Annotated in this window: 17 protein-coding genes, 7 tRNA genes and 1 pseudogene; 10 read left to right on the top strand and 15 right to left on the bottom strand. The window is 59.5% G+C overall.

Annotated elements, in window-relative coordinates:
* Positions 1 to 37 precede the first annotated feature (37 nt).
* The 4 genes and pseudogenes from QM470_RS00110 to QM470_RS00125 all read left to right on the top strand — a co-directional run bounded on the left by QM470_RS00110 (position 38) and on the right by QM470_RS00125 (position 4734).
* A complete protein-coding gene (locus tag QM470_RS00110; RefSeq protein ID WP_283337686.1) occupies positions 38 to 2500 on the top strand; it encodes a TonB-dependent siderophore receptor in 2463 nt (820 codons plus the stop codon).
* Between the two features lie 226 nt (positions 2501 to 2726).
* Positions 2727 to 2951: a hypothetical protein gene (locus QM470_RS00115; protein ID WP_283337687.1), complete on the top strand. Its 225-nt coding sequence runs from the start codon at positions 2727 to 2729 to the stop codon at positions 2949 to 2951.
* 371 nt (positions 2952 to 3322) lie between these two features.
* Positions 3323 to 3436, top strand: a pseudogene (locus QM470_RS00120) (IS5/IS1182 family transposase); the annotation flags it as partial.
* Positions 3437 to 3732: 296 nt separating this feature from the next.
* Positions 3733 to 4734: a porin gene (locus QM470_RS00125; RefSeq protein WP_283337688.1), complete on the top strand. Its 1002-nt coding sequence runs from the start codon at positions 3733 to 3735 to the stop codon at positions 4732 to 4734.
* A 621-nt stretch (positions 4735 to 5355) separates the two neighbouring features.
* Here the strand turns inward: QM470_RS00125 and QM470_RS00130 are convergent.
* Positions 5356 to 6039, bottom strand: a complete 684-nt coding sequence (locus tag QM470_RS00130) for a GntR family transcriptional regulator (protein WP_283337689.1) — start codon at positions 6037 to 6039, stop codon at positions 5356 to 5358.
* On the bottom strand, positions 6036 to 6896 hold the full coding sequence (locus QM470_RS00135) for a sulfurtransferase (RefSeq protein ID WP_283337690.1): 861 nt from the start codon (positions 6894 to 6896) through the stop codon (positions 6036 to 6038). Before QM470_RS00135 ends, QM470_RS00130 begins: the two co-directional genes overlap by 4 nt.
* Positions 6897 to 7050: 154 nt before the next feature.
* Here QM470_RS00135 and QM470_RS00140 point away from each other — a divergent pair, with 154 nt between their 5' ends.
* Both QM470_RS00140 and QM470_RS00145 read left to right on the top strand, forming a co-directional pair.
* On the top strand, positions 7051 to 7725 hold the full coding sequence (locus QM470_RS00140; RefSeq protein ID WP_283337691.1) for an RraA family protein: 675 nt from the start codon (positions 7051 to 7053) through the stop codon (positions 7723 to 7725).
* A gap of 64 nt (positions 7726 to 7789) precedes the next feature.
* Positions 7790 to 8782 carry a Bug family tripartite tricarboxylate transporter substrate binding protein gene (locus tag QM470_RS00145; protein ID WP_283337692.1) on the top strand — a complete coding sequence of 331 codons (993 nt, stop codon included), beginning with the start codon at positions 7790 to 7792 and terminating at the stop codon, positions 8780 to 8782.
* A 229-nt stretch (positions 8783 to 9011) separates the two neighbouring features.
* On the opposite strand, the gene QM470_RS00150 is transcribed toward QM470_RS00145, so the two are convergent.
* The gene (locus tag QM470_RS00150) at positions 9012 to 9917 is read right to left on the bottom strand and encodes an SdiA-regulated domain-containing protein (RefSeq protein WP_283337693.1); all 906 of its coding nucleotides are present in this window, start codon (positions 9915 to 9917) and stop codon (positions 9012 to 9014) included.
* Positions 9918 to 10236: 319 nt separating this feature from the next.
* On the opposite strand from QM470_RS00150, the gene QM470_RS00155 reads away from it, so the two are divergent.
* The 3 genes from QM470_RS00155 (at position 10237) to QM470_RS00165 (ending at position 13699) form a co-directional block, all read left to right on the top strand.
* Entirely contained in the window at positions 10237 to 10599 is a 363-nt protein-coding gene (locus QM470_RS00155) for a VOC family protein (RefSeq protein WP_283337694.1), read from the top strand.
* A 233-nt stretch (positions 10600 to 10832) separates the two neighbouring features.
* The gene (locus tag QM470_RS00160; protein WP_283337695.1) at positions 10833 to 11180 is read left to right on the top strand and encodes a hypothetical protein; all 348 of its coding nucleotides are present in this window, start codon (positions 10833 to 10835) and stop codon (positions 11178 to 11180) included.
* A 14-nt stretch (positions 11181 to 11194) separates the two neighbouring features.
* Positions 11195 to 13699, top strand: a complete 2505-nt coding sequence (locus QM470_RS00165; RefSeq protein WP_283337696.1) for an EAL domain-containing protein — start codon at positions 11195 to 11197, stop codon at positions 13697 to 13699.
* A 118-nt stretch (positions 13700 to 13817) separates the two neighbouring features.
* Here the strand turns inward: QM470_RS00165 and QM470_RS00170 are convergent, their stop codons facing one another.
* Positions 13818 to 14579, bottom strand: coding sequence for an EAL domain-containing protein (locus QM470_RS00170; RefSeq protein WP_283337697.1), 762 nt, complete (start codon positions 14577 to 14579; stop codon positions 13818 to 13820).
* A gap of 188 nt (positions 14580 to 14767) precedes the next feature.
* On the opposite strand from QM470_RS00170, the gene QM470_RS00175 reads away from it, so the two are divergent.
* Positions 14768 to 15028 (top strand): helix-turn-helix domain-containing protein, encoded by a 261-nt coding sequence (locus QM470_RS00175; RefSeq protein WP_172591805.1) that lies wholly within the window; start codon positions 14768 to 14770, stop codon positions 15026 to 15028.
* Positions 15029 to 15617: 589 nt separating this feature from the next.
* Here the strand turns inward: QM470_RS00175 and QM470_RS00180 are convergent.
* The 11 genes from QM470_RS00180 to pheS form a co-directional block, all read right to left on the bottom strand.
* Positions 15618 to 15692 (bottom strand) — tRNA-Val (locus QM470_RS00180).
* Between the two features lie 34 nt (positions 15693 to 15726).
* Positions 15727 to 15801, bottom strand: a tRNA-Val gene (locus tag QM470_RS00185).
* 34 nt (positions 15802 to 15835) lie between these two features.
* Positions 15836 to 15910, bottom strand: a tRNA-Val gene (locus tag QM470_RS00190).
* A gap of 34 nt (positions 15911 to 15944) precedes the next feature.
* Positions 15945 to 16019 (bottom strand) — tRNA-Val (locus QM470_RS00195).
* 35 nt (positions 16020 to 16054) lie between these two features.
* A tRNA-Val gene (locus tag QM470_RS00200) sits at positions 16055 to 16129 on the bottom strand.
* 34 nt (positions 16130 to 16163) lie between these two features.
* A tRNA-Val gene (locus QM470_RS00205) sits at positions 16164 to 16238 on the bottom strand.
* 289 nt (positions 16239 to 16527) lie between these two features.
* Positions 16528 to 16604: transfer RNA gene (locus tag QM470_RS00210), tRNA-Pro, on the bottom strand.
* Between the two features lie 30 nt (positions 16605 to 16634).
* Positions 16635 to 17063: a MerR family transcriptional regulator gene (locus tag QM470_RS00215; protein ID WP_283337698.1), complete on the bottom strand. Its 429-nt coding sequence runs from the start codon at positions 17061 to 17063 to the stop codon at positions 16635 to 16637.
* A gap of 103 nt (positions 17064 to 17166) precedes the next feature.
* The gene (locus tag QM470_RS00220) at positions 17167 to 17514 is read right to left on the bottom strand and encodes an integration host factor subunit alpha (RefSeq protein WP_066531827.1); all 348 of its coding nucleotides are present in this window, start codon (positions 17512 to 17514) and stop codon (positions 17167 to 17169) included.
* 30 nt (positions 17515 to 17544) lie between these two features.
* A complete protein-coding gene (pheT, locus tag QM470_RS00225; protein ID WP_283337699.1) occupies positions 17545 to 20001 on the bottom strand; it encodes a phenylalanine--tRNA ligase subunit beta in 2457 nt (818 codons plus the stop codon).
* Between the two features lie 159 nt (positions 20002 to 20160).
* Positions 20161 to 21213, bottom strand: coding sequence for a phenylalanine--tRNA ligase subunit alpha (gene pheS, locus QM470_RS00230; protein ID WP_218332250.1), 1053 nt, complete (start codon positions 21211 to 21213; stop codon positions 20161 to 20163).
* Positions 21214 to 21348: the final 135 nt, after the last annotated feature.

Below are 21348 nucleotides of genomic sequence, written 5' to 3' on the forward strand. Positions count from 1 at the left end.
CTGCGGGTTGTGTATCCCCTTTTTCTGCCTTGCTTCCATGTCTTTGCTGCGCACTGCTGCTTCCACCCGTCCCTTGGTCCTGGCCCTGGCTGCGGCCGGCCTGGCCGCCCACCTGGACCATGTCCTGGCCCAGACCTCTCCGATCTCACCTGCTGTAGTGGCCCCGGCCGCCACCGAGGGCTTGCGCGAATACCGCATTCCCGCCGGCCCGCTGGATGAGACGCTTACCCGCTTTGGCCGCGATTCCGGCCTGCTGCTGTCCTTCACCCAGGAGCAGGTGCAAGGCCTGCGCAGCCCGGGGTTGCAGGGCCGCTTCACCGTTGCAGCCGGTTTGACCGCATTGCTCCGTGGCTCCGGTCTGGAGGCAAGAGTGCAGCCCCACGGCGGATATGTCCTCGGTCGTGTGCCGCAGGTGACCGAAGCCGGGTTGGCAGAGGTGCGTGTCACGGCCAATGCCGACCGTGAAAGCCCCTGGGCGCCGGTGGCCGGTTGGGTGGCCACCCGCGCGTCCACGGCCACCAAGACCGATACATCGCTGCTGGAGACCCCGCAGGCCGTTTCGGTGATCACGAGTGACCAGATGCGCGATCAGGCTGTGCAGAGCACAGCCGAGGCGCTGCGCTATACAGCAGGGGTTCGCACCGACTACAGCGGGGCGCAGAATGCGGGCAACGCCTTGATGTTGCGCGGCTTTACCACTTCGGGCCAGGGCGGGGCATACCTGGATGGCCTGCGTGTGCGCACCGTGGGCTACTGGGCGGAGGAGCCTTTTGGCCTAGAACGCCTGGAGTTCTTCAAAGGGCCCACGTCGGTGATGTTTGGCCAGTCGGCCGTGCCCGGGGGCGCGGTCGCCATGGTGTCCAAACGCCCCACACAAGACAAGCAGGGCGAGCTGGAACTGTCCACGGGCACTGGCAACCGCAAGCAGGTGGCCATCGATGTGGGCGGCCCCTTGGCCGGGGAAGGCAACCTGCTGTACCGCTTTGTGGCCTTGGCGCGCGATGCCGACATGTACGTGGACAACTTCAAGGATGACCGCCTTTACATTGCACCCAGCCTGACCTGGAAACCCGATGGCCGCACGCGTGTGACACTGCTGTCGTCCTACCAGAAGAACTGGGCCAACTTCACCAGTCTCATCCCGTATGCGGCCGTGGATGGCAGCAGTCCCTTCGGGCGGGTGCCGATGGCACGGGACATCGGTGCACCTGGGTTTGATGGCGATACCAATGTACTGGCTTCGCTGGGCTACGAGGTCGAGCACGCATTCAACGACCACTGGACCGTGCAACAGAACTTCCGCCATTCATACGGCCACAGCGATATGCGGTTTGTTTACCGTACGAGCGGGCTGCTCGGCGGAACGAGCATCAACCGCTCCTACGACCTGCGGGACATGACGGCGCGCAACACCACGGTGGACAACCAGCTCAAAGGCCACTTCTCCACACAGGCGGTCACCCACAACCTGCTGCTGGGCTTGGACTATGCGCGCTACGAAGGCGACTCCCGCACCCAGACCGGTGCCGCACCCAGCCTGAACCTGTTCCAGCCGGACTACAGCAATGCCGTGGACACATCGGCCTTCACCTATCGCTCCAGCCAATTGGAGACGACCACGCAGATGGGCGTGTATGCCCAGGACCAACTGCGCTGGAACCGCTGGGTGGGTACGCTGGGCGTGCGACATGACCGGGTTTCGACCCGCATCGATGACCGGTTGGCCAATGCGGTACTGACCGACCGTGACTGGACCGCAACCACTTCACGTGCTGGGCTCAATTACGTATTCGACAACGGGTGGGCGCCGTATGTCAGCTATGCGCAGTCCTTCAACCCAGTGTCGGGAACAACTTCGCCTGCGCGCGGCAGCCGGCCGTTCGATCCCGAGCGCGGCGTGCAACGAGAGGTCGGCATCAAGTTCCAGCCGACTGGCGCGCGCAGCTTTTTTACGCTGGCTGCCTTTGATTTGCGTCGACAAAACGTCAGCACCCTGGATCCGAACAACAGCAGTTACAGCGTGCAGACGGGTGAAGTGCGTGCGAAAGGGGTGGAGCTGGAAGGCGTGGGCCAGATCACGCGCAACCTGAAGATGGTGGGCGCATACAGTGTGCTGGACATTGAGACCACCAGGGACAATACCGCCTCCAACATCGGCAAGAGTCCGGCACGGGTGCCGGCGCATCTGGCATCGTTGTGGCTGGACTACGCCTTCACCGATGGACTTGCCGACGGCTTGAGCATCGGCCTGGGCGCACGCTACACCGGCTCCTCTTGGGGCGATGCGGCCAACACCTTCAAAGTGCCCGCCTATACCTTGATGGACCTGGCTCTGCGTTATGACCTGGCCCGTGCCAATCCGGCATGGAAAGGCTGGAGCGCGAGCGTGAACGTGCGCAACCTCAGCAACCGCTATTACGTGGCCGCCTGCGCGTTTGCACTGGGCTGTAACCTGGGGGAGGGGCGTACGGCCATTGCGCGTCTGAGCTACAAGTGGTGATGGCCAACCACCGCTAGCAGTCTCTCACTTGCACTTCATGAGGGCGCGGGCAAAGGCGTTGCAACGGCGTGGTGCTTGGAGATGCGCCTTCGTGATTGGCAGGCAGCGTGGGGGGGGGACACCCTGCAAATCTGGTGCATGGAGGGACCAGTCCCGCAATTGGGGCTGCTCAATCTTGGCGGCGCGCATGGGCGCGCCGAGCATGAACGCACCTGCACCTGCACCTATGAGCGCCCAGCAAAAGCGCCTAGAAGCCGCTAGAGAGGCACTTCACACCCCAATTAGCGTGCAGGAGGCCCATCGACCAGAAGCCATCGAAATTGCGAAGCAACTCGGCTGGGCAACCGATGAGGAGCTCGCAGAGAGCCAGCGGCAGATGGATGAAGCAGGTTGCTGTACCCATGGTATTGATCCGGACTGCTGCCCGATGGGCTGCGATGGCATCGAATAGTAGGTCGACGTCACATCCACAAGGTCGACTATTTGAACGACATCGTGGGCACACCCAAGCTGGCTCTTTGGCATACGAGGCCGTGGACTTACCGGCTGCGATATCGGTACAACGTACTGTGGGGGCTTCTCTGCAGGCAAATCACCTGGAAGTCATGCTGGAACGCGCTGGAGAACTCGTACACGATCTCGGTCGTACCCATGAAGCCGCCGCATCGGGGGATGCTGATTGTCTGTCCGGAGTTCGCGGATGAGTTCTTTCAGATGAACAGATCTGCTCAATCAGATGGGCTGGAGAAGGCTCCGGATGAACTTGACCAGCCGGGGGCGTTGTTGCACAAATTGCCGACTAGGGTCAGGTAGCCTCGGATGATGAGTCAGTCCCCGCAGTCCAAATCCCGCTACCGCATCACCAATTGGAAGCAATACAACACAGCGCTCAAAGCGCGGGGCTCATTGACCATCTGGCTCCAGCCGTCTTTGACAATTTCACGCAATACGTGACCGGGTTGTTGGGCTATCGGTGACACCCCTGTGCACCGTGGTTTCTAGAATGCACGTGTGGATCGCTCTGCGCGACCCACAGGCGCCATTTGTTTGGGATGGCCGCGGACTTTGCGGCCCTTGTGATTCCTGAACCGTCCAGTCTTGGCGCCATCCTCCTCCCGTCCACTGTCTGCACGGCGGGTTTAATCGTTCCCCAGCTGCCTACGGCAGCGCCTGCTGGCGCCGTTTCCTGCGGAAGCGGTGTCTGCGCTTTTTCAGACAAGGAGCTTCCCAGGATGCACCCATCCCTTCGCTTGCCCCTCGGCGTGACTGCCACCCTGCTTGCTTGCACCACCCTGCCTGCGGCCGCCCAATCGGACGTCACGGTCAGCGGCTATCTGGATGCCGGCATGTACCGTGACTATGACAAGACCAACCGCCTGGGCACCATCCAGCGCAGCAACCTGGCGTTTTCCGGTGTGGAAGACCTGGGCCATGGCTTGAAAGCCACCTTCCGCCTGAGCACCCGCTTTGAAATGGGCACGGGTGCCATGGAAGGGCAAGGCTCCAAGCCGTTCTGGCACGACGAGTCCACCGTGGGTCTGCAAGGGGCATGGGGCCATGTGCGCCTGGGGCGTGCGCTCAGTGCAATGTGGAGCCAGGAGTGGAAATACGATGCCTTCTCCAACGTCAACCGCATCGCCTCGACCGCATGGCATCTGGCACACACTTTCACGCCCACGGACCGGGCCAGTAATAACGGTGACCCTGAATACGGGCGCATGGCCAACGGCATCTTCTACGACTCGCCCAACTGGGGCGGCGTCACCGTGCACCTGAGCGCATCGCCCGAACGCACCACGGCCCCCGGCCGCGACGGACGCGCTGTGTCGGCCGCCGTGAATTACGACCAAGGTGCCGTGGGCACCATGCTGGGCTACGAGCGCAACGGCAGCGGTGACAAGGACTGGTTTGCCGGCGGTACCTACCGCTTCGGTGCGGCGGCCGTGCTGCTCAGCTACAACCACAGCCAGGCGGGCGACTCGGCCGATCGCTCCCGCATGGTGTCGGTGGGAGGCACCTATGCCATCGACGCCACCACGCTGCGCGCCAGCTATGGGCAGCAGCGCGTGCGTCTGGACGGCGTGGCGGGTGATGCAACAAACAAGATGGTCTCGGTGGGGGCGGAGCACCACCTCTCCAAGCGCACCATGCTCTACACCAGCCTGGGCTACCAGCGCTTTGACCAGCAGCCTTCGCGCACCGCATGGGGAGTGGGCATGGCCCACGCCTTCTAAGCGTTGCATGCAGCACCTCTGAAGGTGCGGTGGCTGCAGCGGTAATGCGCAGCAGCCGCCCCCAAGGCGGTCTGTGGACCGCCGTTTTTTCGCCTTGTGTTCAGGTCGGGGGTACGGCATGTAGCGCGGGCGTACTGCCCAGGCGTCTTGCAGCCGCACCAGGGGGTGCTGATTGTCTGTCCCGAGTTCGAAGATGAACATCTTCGGATGTGCAAAGCTGCCAGCAGCGATGGTCTTGAGGGAGCAGCTGATGAACTTGACCAGCTGAGTTGAACCGTTTTAGTTGGCAGGTTGGGAGCTAGTCCATAGAGCGCGAACCGTGTGTCAACAAGTGGTGCTTGCCAGCCCGCACAAAGTTGTAGGCAAAAGCATCAGATCCCAGGTCCGCCACTCGTTTTTTTGGAGTCTATGTAAAGAATACGATGTGTATTATGTTAAATAACATGGCAGCCAGCATTGCGTATATGGCAGATGCGGCCCTCTGCCGCAACCCCGTTCGCCTCAGTTGCTCCATCGGTTCCTTGGTAAAATCGTGCGATGAATTTGTGATGTACAAGGCTGCAGCAGCCTTGTACACCGACAGCACCTCCTCACGCTGGCATTCCAGCGTATGGTCTTTTGTCATGCTGCAGCCGCTGGGTTCGCATCCTGACGCTGGGATTTCAGCCGCTCCCAGGTGACACGGACGTGGCTGGCCATGAGCGTCTTGGCAAGCTCAATTTGCTGCCGCTCGATGGCGCGTGTGATGGCCTGGTGGTCTTCCAGGCTCTCGGTGAATTGATCGTCAGAATAAAAGAAGAAGGCACCGGTGACCCGCCGCGTGTTGAGCAGGCTTGCCACCATCTGGACCAGACGCGGTGAACGGGCGGCCTGAACCACGGCTTCATGAAATCGCCGGTTGATGTCCTGAATGTCGGAGCGAAAGTCCTCCGATCGCTGCTGGATCAAGCTAGCCATCTCCGCGTTGAGTGCATGCAGGCGCGCGATATCGCTTTCGCTGCGCCGCTGCGCAGCCAAGGAAGCTCCATGGGATTCCAGCTGGATGCGCAGGTCAAACACCTCATCATTGTCCAGATCGGTCCAGGGCGCGACGATCACCCCCCGATTGGGTACCGCTTCGATGAAGCCATCCTGCTCCAGACGCTGGAACGCGGCACGTATCGGGGTGCGGCTAATGCCCAACTCCTCCGACAGTGAAACTTCCTTCAGCCGGAAATTGGGTCCATAGGTGCCCAAGGTGATGCGCTTGCGCAGCAGCGCATACACCTCGTCAGCAGACCCGCGTCGCGTACCCACGGCCTTCATGGGGCGCCCTTCTCCACCGGTGCACCAAGGCGACGGCTCCAGTCGCTCCAGCTGCCGGCATAAAGACTGGCTGGGCCCAAACCCGCAAGTTCCAGTGCAAGCACGTTCGGTGTCGCACTCACGCCGCTGCCGCAGTAGTTCACCAGACCCACATAGTTGGCGGGCAGCAACGCGGCGAATTCGGCGCGCAGTTCCTGGACGGACTTGAAGCGCCCATCCGGGCGGAAATTGAGGGCAAAAGGACGGTTCAGTGCCCCTGGGATGTGCCCTGCCACCGTGTCAATCGGCTCCACATCCCCCCGATAGCGTTCGGCGGCACGCGCGTCGATCAGGACATGGGTACCGTCACCCAGCAGCTGTTCCACCCGCTCGGCGTCGACCAGGTCCACCAGCGGCGGCTGCACCTCAAACCTGGCCGAAGCCGGTCTTGGCGGGGGACCTGAAACCACCTCACCGCCGGTGGCGACCCACGCCTGCAACCCGCCGTCCAGCACGGACACCGCATCGTGGCCCAGCCAGCGCAGCATCCACCACAAGCGCACACAGAAATTGCAGCGGTTGCGGTCATAGACCACGACATGGGTGCTGTTGGACACCCCTTGGCTTGCCAGCCAGCTCGCAAATTCCGCGCGTTGGGGAAGCGGGTGCCGACCACCGGAAGCCCCTTGCCCATGGTGCGCACTGAGTACATCGCCCAGGTCCGCGTACAGCGCGCCTGGGATGTGCGTTTCCAGGTAGGCGCGCAGGCCGGCGTCTGGGTCGGAAAGGTCATAGCTCACATCCAGCACGACAACCGGTTTGCCTGCCGCCACGGCGGCCTTCAGTCCCTCGGCAGAGATCAGTGGAGAGTTGCTCATATGAATTTATATTGTCTTTAGATTGTTCTAATTATGTGGAATGCTTGCTAACCTGCAAAGGCAAAATTCGACTAAGAATCTGCAGAAAACATGCTTAGGTAAAAAACAATAAAAAAACATACTGCCGTCCTGAACTTTTAAGAAGGACGTTCTCATGGCAGAAGATCAACTGGGCTGGCGCATTGACACCGGCTTCGCTCGTATCCCCGATGCACTTTCAGCCCAGGCCCGCGGCATCCCGGTCGCCGTCATTGGCGATGTCTCACACCGCCTCTTCAGCTTTCCCGGGGGTTTTCGCAACTACTCCAGCAAGGCCAACCGTGTCGCAGGCCCTGCTTTTACCGTCAAGGTGCGCCCCGGTGACAACCTGTTCCTGCACAAGGCTCTGGACCTTGCATTGCCGGGCGATGTCATCGTCGTGGCTGCGGGCGGTGCACTGGACAACGCCATCATTGGCGAGATGATGGGCAGGTATGCGGTATCTCGCGGCATTGCCGGCATCGTGATCGACGGCGCTGTCCGCGACATCGAAGGCCTGGCCGAGCTGCCTATCCCCGTGTATGCCCGTGGCGTGACACCCAATGGCCCCTGGAAATCGGGTCCAGGCGAAATCGGCTACCCGATTGCCGCCGCAAACGTGGTGGTGGCGTCGGGGGACCTGGTTGTTGGTGACCAGGACGGAATCATCGTCCTCCCGCGCGAGGATGCAGCACCCGTGATCGAAAAGGCACTTGCGCACGCGGCAACGGAAGCGCAATGGGCGCAGCAGATCGCAACCCGGTCCTGGCCTCGGGCCTGGGTGGACCAGGCCATCGCGCAAGGCAATTGATCCCCTCCTCCATGCATACCGCGGGGCCCGCCTCCTGGCTCCGCCATTTCCGAGTCGATATCCTATGAAGACCGTTTCCCTTGGCGTTCAACGCTTTCTTGCTGCCACTCTGGCATCGCTCTTCTCTTTCGGGGCATTCGCTGCAGCGGATGTGGCGAGCTTCCCCGAAAAACCCATCGTCCTCATCGTTCCCCAGTCGCCCGGATCGGTTGCCGACATCATGGCGCGCCTGGTCGGCAAAGCCCTTGGCGAACAGCTTGGCCAGGCAGTCGTGGTCGAGAACCGCGCAGGTGCGAGCGGCATCATTGGCGCCCAGACCGTCGCCCGGGCCAAACCCGATGGCTACACGCTGCTGATCGGCTCGGTCAGCACCCACGGGCTGCTTTCCGGCACTGAGAAGAACCTTGCCTATGACCCCATCAAGGACTTCGCACCGATTTCGCAGCTCAACGACTCGCCCCTGGCACTGGTGGTCAACCCCGGTTCGGGCATCAACACCCTCTCCGACTTCGTGGAGCGCGCCAAAGCCAGTCCCGGTCGCCTGAGCTATGCATCCGCCGGCAATGGCAGCGGCTCCCGCTTCACCATCGAACTGCTGCGCCTGCACAGCAAGCTCGACATGATCCACGTGCCCTATCGCAGCCCGATGGAAGCCGTGCGGGCCGTTGTGGCCGGCGAAGGCGATATCGCATCCCCCTCCATCCCCAGCGTGCCGGAGCTGATCCGCGCGGGCCGGCTGCGCGCGCTGGCGGTCACCGGCGACAAGCGCTCACCGCTGCTGCCCGATGTCCCCACCACCGCCGAAGCCGGTTTCGCCAGCGTAGTGTTCACCAGCTGGACCGGTCTGTTCGCTCCGGCAGGAACCCCGAAACCCATCCTGCTGAAACTCAACCGTGCCGTGCAAAAGGCCTTGAAGGACCCAGGTGTGGTCAAGGGCATCGAAGACAGCGGCGCCACGCCGGTCAGCAACTCACCAGAGGCCTTTGCGGCATTTGTCCAGTCGGAAGTCACCAAGTGGAGCAAGGCAGCCCAGGATGCCGGCGTGCGCGCCCAATGATGGGGCGGAGCCCTGGCTCCATGCCCGGACCTGCGCTCTTTTGCCTAGGTCCCGTAGCCGCGCGGTGCATTCGCCGTGCACCGCGACCCGTTGGCAATCCACCCGCCCTTGCGCAATAAATAACGCGGCGATACTGGCAGACGGTCGCGGTCGCTGGCATCACTTTTCCGCAAGGCCCTCGCTTGCTGCCGTCCGTAGTTGCCCAGGTACGGCCGCTGGCGATGCTGGCTCAGGACGCGGCGCCCAGCCCCGTGGCTTGCCGGACCACGCCACGGGTGGCGGGCTTTTCAAAGCGATAGAACAGATTGGGCTCCGAGACAATGAACATCCGGTCATCCGGCGCCAGGGTGATGCCCTCCGGCTGTGGAATCTTGTGCTCCAGGCCGTGCAAGCCGGACCACAGGGGCAGCAGACTCACGGGGTCACCCTGCGGGGTGTACTCCACCACCATCGCGGACTCTTCGCTCAGCAGCAGCAGATTGCCTGTCGCCTCATGGGTGGTGACGGAAGCCAGGTCATTGATGAACAGCGCCCCCAGCCCGCGTGCGCTCCACTCCTTCACCGCCAGCTCGGCGGGGCGGGTGACAGCGCCAGAAGCGGCTATCTCGGGACTGCCTTCCACGCTCAGCAGGCGCAAAGGCCATTTTTCCTGCCCCACCAGCAAACGCTGGTGGCGTGCGTCCCAGGACACGGCTTCCACTCCAAGGTTGCGGTGCAGCGACGTCAGCGGCATGGGCAGCGGCTCGCGCGCCTGCACTGCTTGCGTATCGGGCCCGATGTTCACCGCATACAAGGTGTTGGTGCGCTCATCCGAAAGCAGGAAGCGTTCGCCGGCAATGTGGGTGATGCCTTCGGTATCTCGTGCACCGTGGATCGGGATGGTGCGCAGCACCTCCCCTTCCGTACTCAACTCCGCAATCTGTGCCGGACGGTTGGTGGTGGCAAACAAGGTTCCGGTGTGGGTGCTGAAGGTCAGCCCCGACAGATTGTCTTCCAGCCCGACGACTGGCCGCGCCTGCACCACCGCCTGGTATTGCGGCAGCCACAGCGCCTGCGGATGCGCGGCATCGGTGTTTTTCCAGGCACTCTGCGCCCAGTAGTACGCAACGGCAGGCACCTGGAAATAGGCACCCATGATCAGCCCCACCGCCAACATCGCCAGTGCCAGACGACGTAACCAACACCGCGCACGCGCAGCACAAACAACAGACAGCATGACAAGGGCAAGAACGCAAACAGGGCCTGCATCCTAGCGCCTGGTATTTACCCTTAAATATTTTGCGACCTGTCTCGGTAAGCACCCTCCCCGGTCCAGGATTGGAGCTGGCCCATGGCTGCAAGAGGCAAAGACACCGCTCCAACACAGCCGCTGGATATAAAGACGCGGAGCTGACGCGCGCGTTATCGCCCACCAAGGTCCGCTCAAGGAGTCCACGCTGCCATACTGCCTGGCCATGACCATCGCGCTTACCACCTTGCTTATTTATGCCAAAGACATGCAGCGCTCAGCGCGCTTTTATGCTGATCACTTTGGCTATGTCACCAGCTACGCCGTGGTCGATGGACTGATAGAGTTGAAGCCTCAGGACGGTGGTGCAGAGATTCTGATCCACCAGGCCGCCAAGAGCCTCAAGTTGGGCTCTGCTACGCTGAAACTGTCGTTCAGCGTGCCGGATGTTGACCGGTTCGTCGCCACGGCTGCCGCTGCCGGGCTCGATTTCGGAACCATCCATCGGGCCAGGGGTTATGCGTTCGCCAATACCAAGGATCCCGACGGCAATTCCATCAGTGTGTCGAGCCGCCAATACCGTGCATGACACCCCATGTGTCCATACAAGGCATCCGGTCAGGACATTTTCCCTGGGTGGAGCACGGCAGCATATATAGTCGGACTCCTTGCCCGCCCACCATGGCGACAGTTGATGCATTCACCTTTCCACGTTGTAGGCAGGTATTGCTTCCAGGCAGCTATCGCCCACGGTGAAGGCGAAAGCCAAAATTCTTTTGTCTGTCGAGCGGCCTTTGAGGGCTTGGTAGGAAGGAGTCATCCATGCTGGTTCGGCCCCTGCTATCTAAGCCTGCTGATCTGAACGACTGCAGCACATCCAGCCAAACGCCACAGGCATCTGTTCTGTCCAGCGGCTTTCAGCCATTCATGCCGCCCGTTGGCTTCTGGGCAAAAAGCCTTCTTTTCAGGAAATCCCGTACCGCAGTGCGTGCAAAGATGCTGCATGTGGATGCTGGGTCGGTAATGTCCTGGATTTTAAATGGACATGGAATCTATCCTCAAAATGGATTCAAGTCTTCAGTTTCCCCAAGCTTATTAATATTAATTAATGTGAAAAACAAAATAAAGGGTATGTACTGCACGTTTCCGCACATCTGCATGCAAGAATGAGCTGCACGTTCACTATGGCCCAATGCTCCATGCCTCCCCATCGCCCTCCTCTTCATGCTTGGAGCCGTGGCGGCCGACTGCAACGCTTGATCTGCATGGTGGCTTGTATCCTGGGCTTCGCCTGGTGGAGCCCGGCCCGGGCGCAGAATGCGGCGCATCAGCGTCCGGAAGTTCTGATATTGCTCTCCTACCATCCCGGGCACAGCTGGGAAGACAGAATCCTGGCAGGCATAAACGAATGGCAGGGCAATGGTGAATCCCGGCCCGTCTTTCATACGGAATGGCTGGACAGCAAACGTCTTCCTGGCCCGGCCCAATATGACAACGTCCTGAATTACCTCACACAGAAGTACATCAACAAACGTTTCGATCTGGTGCTGACGGTTGACGACAATGCGCTCGCTTTCGTCGCGCGCAATCCCCGGATCTTCGGCAATCCCCCTGTTGTGTTCAGCGGGATCAATGGCAGTCCTGGCGATCTCATCGGCAACATGACCGAGGTGACGGGCATCCTTGAACGTTTTGATCTGTCACGTACGCTGCACACGGCACTGTCACTCCATCCCGGCACTCGGCGTCTTGTCTTCGTCACCCCTGAAGATGATGTGGGCGTCAGCATGCGCAACGACATCAATACGGTGATGGCGCTGGAGCCCGCAGGCCCCATCGTGGAGCATTGGATAACGCCTGAGCTTTTGGCCATCAAGGACAGGCTGAAAGAAAAAACGCAGGAGACCTTGCTCTTTGTTTTGGGAGCGATTCCGGCCAAAAAAGGCTTATCCCCGCTGGAGCCTGAAGAAGCTGTGTCTTTCGTGCGTGCTGCCACCGATTTGCCGGTCTACACCGATTTGGACACCTCGGTCGGAAAAGGCGCGGTCGGCGGATACATGAACAGCGGAATTGAAACCGGCCGGCTGCAGGCAGCCATGGCGCAGAAGGTTCTATCCGGCGTTGCCCCTTCCCAAATACCGTACGTTCGAAAAACACCTTTGGCTCTGGTTTTCGATTACCTTGAATTGCAACGCCTGGGTCTGAGCAAGCAGGATCTTCCCTCGGGCAGCGCTTTCATCAATGAACCCGCTTCGATATTCGATTCAAAATATCGCAAGCCATTGATCATCTTCTCGGTCATCATTGCCACGCTGATCGCCTGTCTTGCTGCCCTGGTCATCCGAAGCCGGGTGCTGGCTGACCGTCAACGTGCCCTACGCTACCAAGCCACACACGACGACCTCACAGGACTGCCCAATCGCCACGAATTGCCGCAGTTATTCCGGCAATTCGACCGTACTGCAGAGCGTGATCAGGTCGCGCTGGTGATGCTCGGTCTGAACCGTTTCAAGCTCCTGAACAGCACCTACGGCCATGCTTTTGGCGATACCGTAGTGCGCGCGGTGGCGGATCGCTTGAAGGCCTGGTGTTCCAGGCATGAGGCCTTGTCGCGCTTCGGTGGCGACTCATTCGTCATCGTTTCACGCCTGGATGACGATGGCGCATTGAATGACTTGTGCACACGTTGCGAGGACCTGTTCAGCACCCCCCTCAGCGTCAACGGACAGCATATATCCGTTTCTGCTGCCTTTGGCATCAGCATTGCCCATCCGCCTCAGATCAACCTCGACAATATGCTGCGTGAAGCAGATACGGCAATGTACGAGGCGAAGCGCAGCGGAAACACGCATGTGGTGACTTTTGACCGCTGCCTGTTCGAGCGCTCTACACGCCAGTTCCAGATCGAATCGGCTCTTCCCGATGCCATCGCAAAGGGTGATATCGAAATCTATTACCAGCCGATAATGGATACGCAACGCGGTTGCATCGCCGGATTTGAAGCATTATCGCGCTGGAAACATCCTGAACTGGGGATGATCCCCCCCCCCGAATTCATCCTCGCTGCCACAGATTCAGGCCATATCTCCAAGCTGACGCAATATGTGTTGCGCCAATCCTGTGAGGCCTTTCGGCCTCATCTCGCCAATCCCGAATGTCCCTACCTGGGCGTTAATATTTCGGTCAGTGATATCTATACGGGGGATCTGCCCAACCGCCTGGCTGAAATATTGAAAGAAACAGGCATGCCCGCCAACCGTTTGATTCTGGAGGTGACGGAAGACATGCTACTGCACGATGAAAATTCAGCGATCGAGGTCTTGGCACAAATCCGCTCTCAAGGCGTACGCATCGCCATCGACGACTTTGGCACCGGTTATTCATCGATGGGCTATCTTTCGAAATACCAGGTGCATCTCATCAAGATCGATCGTAGCTTTGTGCAGAATATCGCCACATCCTCTCAAGATCAGAAGATTGTGCGTGCCATTTCCTCCATGGCCAGAGACCTGGAGTTAAGCATCATCACCGAGGGTGTGGAAACCACCGAACAATCCGATCTGCTCCGGAAAATGGGGTGTCTGCTGCAGCAAGGTTATCTGTTTGGCAAGCCACAGCCGGCCGCACAATGGGCGGTGAACGCCAGTCGGGCGCCTGTGGGTCGGGCCGCCACCCAATCTTTGCACTGATCTGCCTGGAACATCGGTCTGTGCGTCACCGACCTCAAGTCCTCCATGCCGCATGGTCACACTTGGCATCGCATGGCGCATGGCCGCCGGCGCAGCAAGGCCGGCAAGTGTGCAAGGATCATATTTCCTGCTGATTGGCCCTGAAGCCCAGAACAGCGCCCGATAGCATATCGCATTGATTTTTTGCAAAATATTCAAACTGCTCAAGATTGTTTATGTCTTTTATCAGGACCTCCACCTTGAGCATTTTCGCAAGCGCCATGATATTGGAAAATATAAGCTGGTCTGTTTTGTTATAAAAAATAGACTCTATAAACTCCCCGCCAATGGTGATCCTGTCCACCGGGACTTCTTTCAGTCTGTGAAGCGATGAATATTCAGTCCCAAAGTTGTTGACTGATATTTTCACGCCCATGCTGCGCAAGGCTTTGATCCCATTGATCAGCGTGCAATCTATTCTGGGCAAGCTGGCTATTTCATCCACCTCCAGGTATATTTTTGAAGTGTCAATTTGGCTTGTATTCAGAATACGTCTCAGAAAATCTATTCCGTAATTTCTGACGACCGCATCAAGATGAAATGCAATGCTCAGCTTCCAGTCCCGCTTCTCTTCTTCTTTTTCCCAGCGAGAAATCTGACTGCATGCCTCCGCAAAGGACCAGGCGCTCTCCAATGCAGATGAGGAGCCGCTGGCTGGCGGAATGAGCAAGTCCTTCACGGAGTGGATGATTCGGTTGCATCTGGCGTGCTGCAATTCGGCGGCCATTCCCGTTATGCTGAACCTGCTGTCAACCATGGGTTGAAACATAAAAAACAATTCGTCTTTATTTATCCTGGAACACCGCCTCTCTTCCGCTGCAAGTACTTCTCTTTTCATCATAAAAACAAATTTCTATTCCGCGCAGAATTGTTATAAATACATTCCAAACTGAGATATTGCCCTGTGGGGTGGTCCAGACTGATAATTTTATATATTTTTTACAATATCCCATTTTGGGATTTGTTAGAATTTGTTTGAAAATTAAGTTATCTCAAAATTTGCAATGACCACCATTGAATCTCTTGCATGTGGATCGCGAAAAAAAGCTTCGTAGTGTATTGCGTGAAGCAAGAGAGCGCCAAAGACTGTCGCAGAAACAACTTGCGGACCGATTGTATAAACCACAGTCTTTTATTTCAAAAATAGAGTCCGGAGAGAGAAACCTGAATGTAGTGGAGTTCCTGGAGCTATGCGATGCAATGAATGTGGATGCGGTTGAAATCATCAGCGAAGTGCGAGAAGCCAAAGACTTGATCTTTCCATGGAAAGAAAAGATCAATTACTATTGAGCGCATCCATGCAAAGCTTCGTTTGTTATATGAAATATATCCCTATTAATTTTCAGATTAATTCCCAAGAACAGGGAAACCAGACTCAGGTTCAATAACGGTAGCCTGTTCCGCTGCAGCCTTGTGTTGCCACAGCATTCGGAAGGCTGGCGTCTTGTGGATGTGACGCATGCCACGGTGCGGGCGGCTTTTCCCGGAAAATTCTCCCGCACGCGCACTCTTGCGGCAGCTGCCCTCTCCGGATATGCATGGCGTGAAGGCGCATGCGGTGGCAAGACATGGTTTTCAGGGCCTAAACCATGGGTGGCTGCAGCAGTGTCTGTACGGCGCTTGCGCAATGTCCGCCCCACTTCCCTTCGGTATCCCACTCTTCATCGCACCAAACCGGCCGCGGCGCACCATGACGGCTGCAGCTTGGCCGAAGGGTGATCCAGGCTATGCCGCCTTACCCTCCTCCCAAGCGCATGGCAGCACAGGGCGGCGGCCACCCGGCCTGGCATCTCCATGCATGGAGAAGACGCCTGCTTTCCCAGCGCCGGAGCGTGGCAAAGAAAAAAGCCTCTTGAACCGGAGTTCAAGAGGCTTTTGTTGGTGGGTGATACATGGATCGAACATGTGACCCCTGCCGTGTGAAGGCAGTGCTCTACCGCTGAGCTAATCACCCAATGTGCAGACCGGACAGATCTGCACTGAAATTGTGGTGGGTGATACATGGATCGAACATGTGACCCCTGCCGTGTGAAGGCAGTGCTCTACCGCTGAGCTAATCACCCGATGTGCAGACCGGACAGATCTGCACTGAAATTGTGGTGGGTGATACATGGATCGAACATGTGACCCCTGCCGTGTGAAGGCAGTGCTCTACCGCTGAGCTAATCACCCGATGTGCAGACCGAACAGATCTGCACTGAAATTGTGGTGGGTGATACATGGATCGAACATGTGACCCCTGCCGTGTGAAGGCAGTGCTCTACCGCTGAGCTAATCACCCGATGTGCAGACCCGGACAGGTCTGCACTGAAATTGTGGTGGGTGATACATGGATCGAACATGTGACCCCTGCCGTGTGAAGGCAGTGCTCTACCGCTGAGCTAATCACCCGATGTGCAGACCGGACAGATCTGCACTGAAATTGTGGTGGGTGATACATGGATCGAACATGTGACCCCTGCCGTGTGAAGGCAGTGCTCTACCGCTGAGCTAATCACCCCTTTCGTCCAGATTCACACAGTATTGTGCTGATCCGGCGAAGCTGAGATTCTAGCATCAAGTGCGCACCACTTTTGGAAAGTGCTCAGCTTTTTGCTAGCACCGCTGCCAGTCTGCATGTTTGTGCCCCGCGCATACTGCTGCCCGCACGGCGCAAGGAATCCAATGCTCCGGCGCCATGCATGGGGCAAGAGGAGACGCCCATGGTGCGCATGCAGCGCACACCGGAAGGCCAAGGGCGGCGGCGCCAACAAAAAAGCCTCCTGACCGAAGTCAGGAGGCTTATCGTATGGTCGGAATGGCGGGATTCGAACTCGCGACCCCTTGCACCCCATGCAAGTGCGCTACCAGGCTGCGCTACATTCCGAAGACTTGAATTATATACACATTTTTTGGCCTACAGCGCCAAAAGCGAACGAATCTGCAAAAGCTCGTGGCGGACCTGCTCCAAAGAGGCTGCTGGCGCCCCGCCCTCCTGGCGCAGCAGCTGATCCAGCAGCAGTTGGGTTTGCAGGTTGGCATCCGCCGGCGCAGCCTCCGTGGCATCCACCCGTCCGGAGGCTGCCTCCTCGCCAGCGTGCGCACGCAACTGGTTGCGTGCCCCCTGGATGGTGAACCCCTCGTCGTAGAGCAGATTGCGGATACGGCGCACCATCAGCAGTTCGTGGTGCTGGTAGTAGCGGCGATTGCCACGCCGCTTCATGGGGCGCAGCTGCACAAACTCCTGCTCCCAGTAGCGCAGCACATGGGGCTTGACATCACACAACAGCGCAACTTCGCTGATCGTGAAATAACGTTTGGCAGGGATGGGAGGAAGGTTGGCCATAAACCGATGGTTGCGAACGCAGGCGTGCCAAACAAAACAAGCGCCCTAGCCTACCGCAGCTTGTGCAATAGACCAAGAGCGCTTGTACAAGGTACCGAGAGCTTTAGAGCTGAACTGGCGTGCCGCCACCCTCTGCGCCCTGAATCTGTTCCTTGAGCTTGGAGCTGGCGTGGAAGGTGACCACGCGGCGAGCGTCGATGGGGATCAGCTCGCCGGTGCGTGGATTGCGTCCCGGGCGCGGCGCCTTGGTGCGGATCTGGAAGTTGCCGAAACCCGACAGCTTCACATCGTCGCCATCGACCAGACTTTTGGAGATCAGGTCGAAGAACGCATCCACCATTTCCTTGGATTCGCGCTTGTTCAAGCCGATCTGATCGAACAGCAGTTCGGCCAATTGCGCTTTGGTCAGGGCGGAGGACGCCTCTGCGCCATCATCTGCAAATTCGATCATTTCAGGCTCCTTGGGAAATGACGCGGCACATCAGCCGCGCAGGCGTGCAGCCACACGCTCCACCAGCGATGCAATCGCGCCCTGCATGGCGGCGTCGATTTCGACATCCGTCAGCGCGGCCTCATCGCGGCCCAGCGTCAGGCGGATGGCCAGACTCTTCTCATCCTGAGCCAGGCTGCCCGGCGCAGCTTCTTCGCCGGCCTTGAGCTTCTTGGGGCGGAACACGTCAAACAGCGCGGCCGAACGCAGGATACCGCCCTGCACGCCTTGCTGCACCGCTTCCATCACCTGGGCATGGGTTACGGCCTCCTTGACCACCACGGCAATGTCGCGCTCCACGGCCTGGTGCTTGGCCACCGGCTTGAACACCGGAACCTGGCGGGCCAGCACGGCATCCAGTTCCAGCTCGAACATCACCGGCGCCTGGGCCAGATCCCATTCCTGGCGCCATTTGGGGTGCAACTCGCCGACAAAGCCGATGGCCTTGCCATCCAGCAGCACACGGGCGCAGCGGCCAGGGTGCATGGCAGGATGTTCTGCAGGCTCGAACACCGGCTTGGCCGGGGCCAGCAGCGCTTCGACATCGCCCTTGACATCGTAGAAGTCAACCTTGGTCTCGGCCCGGCCCCATTGCAGCTGGTCGGCGGCACCGTAGGCCAGACCCGCCACACGCATGGGCTGGTAGAAGCCCTTGACAGTGGTGTCGGACTCGACCACGGATTCATCCTTGAAGAACACGCGACCCAGTTCGAACACGCGCACGCGCTGGGCCTTGCGGTCCACGTTGAACTTCAGCACCTGCAGCAGCGAACCCAGCAGCGACGAACGCATCACGCTCAAATGGCTGGCAATGGGGTTGAGCAGCTTGATGGCATGGTGGTTGCCCGCCAGCTCCTGCTCCCACTTTTCTTCGACAAAGCTGAAGTTGATGGTCTCCTGGTAGCCCAGGCCAGCCAGTTCATGGCGTACCCCGAACGGGCTGCGCTGGTTTTCAGCGCGCAACTTGGGCGAGATGGGGGCCAGAGGCTTGGTGGTCGGCAGATTCTCGTAGCCGATCATGCGGGCCACTTCTTCGATCAGATCCTCTTCCAGATTGATGTCGAAGCGGAAGGTTGGCGCCGTGACCGAGATCACGCCTTCGGATGCCAGCGTGGCGGGCAGGCCCAGGCCGTTCAGTGCATCCAGGCACTGCTGCTGGGTCACGGCCATGCCGATCACCTTGGCCGCACGGGCCACGCGCAGTTGCACGGGCTTGGGCTGGGGCATGTTGGGCTTTTGGTCGTCCATGGCCGCCACCTGCGTGTCAGGCGTACTGCAGATTTCCAGCACCAGCGCGGTGATGCGCTCGATGTGCTCGGTGGTGAACTCGGGGTCCACGCCGCGCTCGAAACGGTGGCCCGCGTCGGTCGAGAAATTGAAGTGGCGCGAGCGCCCAGCCACGGCCTTGGGGAACCAGAACGCAGCTTCGATGTAGATGTTCTTCGTGTCGTCCGACACGGCGGTGGCATCGCCACCCATGATGCCGGCCAGCGACTCCACTTCCTTGTCGTCGGCAATCACGCCCACCTGGATGAAGTCGTCGATCTGGATGGTGTTGCCGTTGAGCAGCTTGAGCGTTTCGCCTTGCTTGCCCCAGCGCACGTTCAGACCACCGCTGATCTTGTCCAGATCGAAGATGTGGGACGGACGGCCCAGCTCGAACATCACATAGTTGGAGATGTCCACCAGGGGCGAGACCGAGCGCTGGCCGCAGCGTGCCAGACGGTCCAGCATCCACTGGGGCGTCTTTACCTGGGTGTTGACGTTGCGCACGATACGGCCCGAGAAACGGCCGCACAGGTCGGTCGCTTCAATCTTGACGGGCAGCTTGTCTTGCGATGCCACGGCTGCAGCGGGGAAAGACAGCGGCTTCAAAGCTGCACCGGTCAACGCCGACAGCTCGCGGGCCACGCCGTATACCGACAGGCAGTGCGCCAGATTGGGCGTGAGCTTCAGCGTGAACAGCGTGTCGTCCAGGTTCAGGTACTCGCGCACATCCTGGCCCAGGGGCGCATCGGACGGAAACTCCAGCAAGCCGCTGGCATCTTCGTCAATGCCCAGCTCCTTGGCCGAGCACAGCATGCCAAAGCTCTGCACGCCGCGCAGCTTGCCGATCTTGATCTTGAACGGCTTGCCGTCTTCACCCGGCGGCAGCTCGGCGCCCACAGTGGCGCAGGGAATGCGGATGCCCACGCGCGCATTGGGCGCGCCGCAGACGATATTCAGCAGCTCGGGGCCACCCACGTCCACCTGGCAGATGCGCAGGCGGTCGGCATCGGGATGCTGCACGGCTTCCTTGATTTCACCGACGACAATGCCGGCGAAAGGAGGCGCCACAGGATCCAGCTCTTCCACTTCCAGACCGGCCATGGTCAGGGTATCGGCCAGTTGCTGGGTGGTCAGGTTGGGGTTGCAGTACTCGCGCAACCAGGATTCAGGAAATTGCATAGTCAGACTCTTTGGCGTTCATGCCAGCTGCACCGTAGCGGTCTGCAGCCGGCTGGGCATGCGTACTTTCAAAAGAAGCTGCGGCGCGGGATTCACAAGGACTTCGACAAAACCATCTGAAGTGCCTGCAGCCACAGCGCTGGCAGCCCGCTTCTTCAATTACTGAAACTGCGACAGGAAACGGATGTCGCCGTCGAAGAACAGGCGCAGGTCGTTCACGCCGTAACGCAGCATGGTCAGGCGGTCGGGGCCCATGCCAAAGGCAAAGCCGATGTACTTTTCAGGATCCAGGCCCATGTTGCGCACCACGTTGGGGTGCACCTGGCCGGAGCCTGCCACTTCCAGCCATTTGCCGGCCAGCGGGCCGCTCTGGAACTGGATGTCGATTTCAGCCGAAGGCTCGGTGAACGGGAAGAAGCTGGGGCGGAAACGCAGCACCAGATCATCCTGCTCGAAGAAGGTCTTGCAGAAGTCCGTGAACACGACCTTCAGGTCCTTGAAGCTCACGTTCTCGCCAATCCACAGGCCTTCGCACTGGTGGAACATGGGCGAGTGGGTGGCGTCCGAGTCCACACGGTAGGTGCGGCCGGGGGCAATCACGCGGATCTCGGGCATGGTCTGGCCGGCATCCAGCTGATTGCGGTATTTCTTCACATGCTGCACGGCATGGCGCACCTGCATGGGGCTGGTGTGCGTGCGCAGCAAGTTGGGCGCGTGTTGCGTGCCGCCTTCCACATAGAAGGTGTCATGCATGGAGCGCGCGGGGTGGTCTTCGGGCGTGTTCAGCGCCGTGAAATTGAACCAGTCGGATTCGATCTCGGGGCCCTGGGCCACATCAAAGCCCATGGAGCCAAAAATGCCCTCGATGCGCTCCAGGGTGATGGAGACAGGGTGCAGTCCTCCTGCGCCACGGCGGCGACCAGGCAGGGTCACATCCAGCACTTCGGCCTTCAGGTGGGCTTCCAGCTCGGCATCGGCCAGGGCCTTGCGGCGGGCGGTCAGGGCCGCTTCGATCGCCTGCTTGGCCACGTTGATGGCAGCGCCGCGCGATTTTTTCTCTTCGACGGAAAGCTGCGCCATGCCCTTCATGAGCTCGGTCATCTTGCCCGACTTGCCCAGAAACTGCGCCTTGGCGTTTTCCAGATCAGCGGGGGTATGGGCCTGCGCAAACAGCTGCTGCGCGCTCTCGACCAGAGAATCCAACTCGTTCATATCGACTCTTTATCGACGTTTGAAAAACCTGCAAGCCCTGCCCTGCCGCACCGCTCCACACGGAGCGCGCCACATGCCAAAGCCCGGCGATAAAAAACAAGGGCTAGTGCCTTTTCAAGCCCTAGCCCTTGCTGT

It is taken from the genome of Comamonas sp. 17RB (genome assembly GCF_030056555.1).
GTDB lineage: Bacteria > Pseudomonadota > Gammaproteobacteria > Burkholderiales > Burkholderiaceae_C > Comamonas > Comamonas terrigena.